This window comes from Psychrobacter sp. (assembly GCF_030457785.1).
GTDB lineage: Bacteria > Pseudomonadota > Gammaproteobacteria > Pseudomonadales > Moraxellaceae > Psychrobacter.
This window is the reverse complement of record NZ_JAKDUI010000237.1, coordinates 1-3784: the sequence shown is the minus strand read 5'-3', so window position 1 is coordinate 3784 and position 3784 is coordinate 1. Positions and strand designations below refer to the sequence as shown.

At 43.8% G+C, this 3784-nt stretch carries 4 protein-coding genes; all 4 read left to right on the top strand.

Annotated elements, in window-relative coordinates:
* Positions 1–683: UMP kinase (gene pyrH / locus L0J61_RS09915; protein ID WP_301466282.1), on the top strand; the 683-nt coding region annotated here is incomplete at its 5' end.
* A gap of 117 nt (positions 684–800) precedes the next feature.
* A complete protein-coding gene (gene frr / locus L0J61_RS09910; RefSeq protein ID WP_301466281.1) occupies positions 801–1355 on the top strand; it encodes a ribosome recycling factor in 555 nt (184 codons plus the stop codon).
* Positions 1356–1761: 406 nt separating this feature from the next.
* Positions 1762–2520, top strand: coding sequence for a polyprenyl diphosphate synthase (gene uppS, locus L0J61_RS09905; RefSeq protein WP_301466280.1), 759 nt, complete (start codon positions 1762–1764; stop codon positions 2518–2520).
* 418 nt (positions 2521–2938) lie between these two features.
* Positions 2939–3736: a phosphatidate cytidylyltransferase gene (locus L0J61_RS09900; protein ID WP_301466279.1), complete on the top strand. Its 798-nt coding sequence runs from the start codon at positions 2939–2941 to the stop codon at positions 3734–3736.
* Positions 3737–3784: the final 48 nt, after the last annotated feature.

The window sequence follows — 3784 nt, the reverse complement described above, 5'->3', positions numbered from 1 at the left end:
TCTCTGGCGAAGCCTTAGCGGGTGGCAAAGACATGGGTATTGATACCGAAGTGCTCGACAAGATGAGCTTATCGATCGCGCATTTGCGTGGTTTAGGCGTACAAGTGGGGATCGTGGTTGGCGGTGGTAATTTATACCGAGGGGCTCAGTTACAAAAAGAAGGCTTGGTCGGCCGTGTTACTGGTGATCAGATGGGTATGCTTGCCACGGTTATGAACGGTTTGGCGATGCGTGACGCCCTTGAGCGTCGTAATATTAAGACGCGTTTGATGTCAGCACTACCAATTGGTGAGGTCACTGAAAGCTACAGCAGTCGTAATGCCATTCGCTATTTAGGAAATGGTGAAGTTTGTATCTTTGTCGCTGGTACTGGCAACCCATTCTTCACGACTGATACCGCTGCTTGCTTGCGGGGTATTGAAGTTGAAGCAGGTTTGATCTTAAAAGCAACTAAGGTTGACGGTGTATACGACAAAGACCCAAGCGTACATGATGATGCTAAAAAATATGATGGATTGACCTTTGATGAGGTATTAGAGCAAAAGCTTGGCGTGATGGACCTGACCGCTATTGCGTTATGCCGTGAGCACAATGTTCCGTTACAAGTGTTCGATATGACCAAACCCAATGCGCTATTAAACGTCGTCATGGGTGAAAACGAAGGTACTCGCGTCTATCATTAGGCGATGCTTAATTTTTGATACTTCATTTAGGTGTCAGAGACGAAATGACATACAGCCAATAACCATCTAATTAACAATAATGATTGATTTACTGATAGTGGTAAATAAGGATACATAATGATTAAAGAGATCAAGCAAGACGGCGAAGCACGCATGAAAAAAACCTTGGAAGCGCTTGAAAGCACTTTTAGCAAGGTACGTACAGGTCGTGCACATCCTGGTATGCTGTCTGGCGTGATGGTCAGCTATTATGGTGCAGACACACCGCTAAACCAAGTTGCCAGCGTCAATGTAGAAGATTCACGCACGTTGTTGGTTCAGCCGTTTGATCGTACCATGGTACAAGCGGTTGATAAGGCGATTCGCGAAGCAGACCTTGGCTTAAACCCAATGACGGCAGATGTGATTCGTGTACCCATGCCGGCATTGACAGAAGAAACACGTCGCGATATGCAAAAACTGGCGCGTGGAGAAGCTGAAAATAGCCGTGTTTCTATCCGAAACATCCGCCGTGATATGATGAATGACATCAAAGATTTGGCAAAAGAAAAAGAGATATCAGAAGATGATGAGCGCCGTGCTAACGATGATATTCAGAAAATTACTGATAAACATATCGAAACCATTGACAGTCGCCTAAGCAAAAAAGAAAGCGAGCTTATGGAAGTATAAGTACTAGGGCGTGTTGACAATTCGACTATGGTACTAACCATGGTGCTATATAGCACTGACAGTGCGCATGCGTGTATGTTCACCACGGCCTAATGTCACCGAGGTACGTGTTAGAAAATAATGATATCTCAACGAATAAGCAGCCGATGCATTTTTGCTATTGGCTGCTTATTATTATGTTATCTAGGACGTATTATTTAGATTGAGGTTACGTTCTATTGCTTCGTGATGAGTGATTTGCTTATCGTTCCAGTGCATTTTGTCCATGTAGTAACACATCCAACAGCGTCATAAAGCCATTGCCAGAACAGTATTGTGATGGGTTTATGAATCGTCTTTATTGGACTTTTTAGTTGTCATGGTACGGGTTACTATTCAATTACTTCAACAACAAACAAGTTAGCCTATGTCTACTTTAGCCGCTTCGGCTCCTAATATCCTTCCTCATCACATAGCTATAATTATGGATGGTAATAACCGCTATGGCAAAGCACACAATTTGGGCAAAGGCCAAGGACATGTCGCGGGCAAAGATGCACTAGACCCTATTGTTGAATACTGTGTCGATGCTGGTATCGAAGTATTGACGGTATTTGCCTTTTCTAGTGAAAATTGGCAACGCCCACCAAGTGAGGTGGCGCTATTGATGCGGCTGTTGACATCGACGATTCATGAGCAAATGCCGCGCATGTACGAATATCGAATTCGGTTACGCTTCATCGGGGATCGCAGTCAGTTAAGTTCTGATTTACAAACATTGATGGCAGATGCTGAAGAAAAAACGGCAGAGTTTGAGGCCATGACTTTGGTCATCGCTATCAGTTATGGTGGCCAATGGGATATTGCTCATGCGGCGAAACAGCTGGCGAAACAGGTGCGGTCAGGGGATTTGTGTGCTGAGGATATCGACAAAGAAAAGCTTGGTAAGTATGTGCAATTGGCGGATACGCCAGCGGTTGATATGCTGATACGGACGGGCGGTGAGTATCGAATATCAAATTTTTTATTGTGGCAGTCCGCTTATGCAGAGCTGTTTTTCACCAAGACATTGTGGCCGAATTTCTCAGCTGCCGAGTTATCTGAGATGGTGGCGGAGTTTGGTCAGCGCCAGCGTCGCTTTGGTAAAACCAGTGAGCAGGTAGTAGGTGATCATGTTAGTAAGTGATCATACGACAGCTAAGTAGGTTTTTAACCCTAACACATCAGGATTAGAGTTGGGGGTTTAGGCCTGATGCCTGTATTTTATCTTTTCGTTATTTTACCTTTAAATTTTTGCTATTTTATCCTTAAAGTCTCGTTGTCTTGTGATTTAAAAGGTCGATAGCTGATTATAAGTGGTTAAGACAGTTTGCTTATGAAATAATGAAGCAGTGTTGATTGGCTCTTTACTACACTACTTGCAATAAAATATGTCTGATAATTAGACTAGAGCGGACAGTGAGTGAGCAGACTGCTTTTATACCGACTGTGTGTCAATATTTAGAAGATGTTGGTGGCAACTGTTATTTGTGAGCTGTCTTAGCTTAGCTGCTATAATGCATTTTTTGAATAAGCGTTTTTTAATATTATAAGGCTAGATAAATATGTGGCAACGAATTAAGACGGCAATTGTTCTCGTTATTATCGTTGGTATTGCAATGTTTGCTAGCCAATCGCCTGTTTTATTTGCACCGCTTTTAGCAATTGGTGTGATTATAGCAGCCCACGAGTGGACCAAACTGATGCCTAGATGGCGTCAACCGGCGTTATTCGTCGTTTTAGTGTTGGTATTAACACTAGTGTCGCTTGTTTTTAAAGTCACTTGGTTGTTTTGGTGGGCAGCGTCACTGGTGATATGGTTGATGGCGCTGTTTTGGGTGAAGGGTTATCCCACTCATACCAGCTGGTATGGCAAAAAACTGGCAGTCATGGGAACCGTGATTTTAACCGCATCCATTACAGCAATGTTTTACCTGTGGCAGCTATCAGCATGGTGGCTGTTGTATGTGTTTCTATTAGTATGGTGTGCTGATAGTGGGGCTTATTTTGTCGGCCGCAAAATTGGTCGGCGCAAGATGGCACCGAACGTCTCACCGAATAAGAGCATGGAAGGGCTGGCTGGTGGTCTGGTCACAGGTCTGCTAGTCGTCATTGTTATTAGTGTCTTTAAACTAAAGCTGTCCGGCATACCGTTAGTTGCCTTTATAGCATTGTCGGTGCTAACGATCTTGGTCTCAGTGCTCGGTGATCTATTTGAGTCGATGCTTAAGCGCCGCGCTCAAGTAAAAGATTCGGGAACAGTGTTGCCTGGACACGGCGGAGTGTTGGATCGTATCGATTCGTTGTTATCTGCCACGCCGATATTTGCGCTTGGTTTTTGGGTGCTTCAGTATCTAGGGTAATCCCCCCAATAAATAAGAACACTTACAAATAGAGATTAACTGCTAAAA

Bases quoted from the DNA above. Each gene is read 5' to 3' on its own strand.
- frr (WP_301466281.1), top strand. From the start codon at position 801: ATGATTAAAGAGATCAAGCAAGACGGCGAAGCACGCATGAAAAAAACC.
- uppS (WP_301466280.1), top strand. From the start codon at position 1,762: ATGTCTACTTTAGCCGCTTCGGCTCCTAATATCCTTCCTCATCACATA.
- L0J61_RS09900 (WP_301466279.1), top strand. From the start codon at position 2,939: ATGTGGCAACGAATTAAGACGGCAATTGTTCTCGTTATTATCGTTGGT.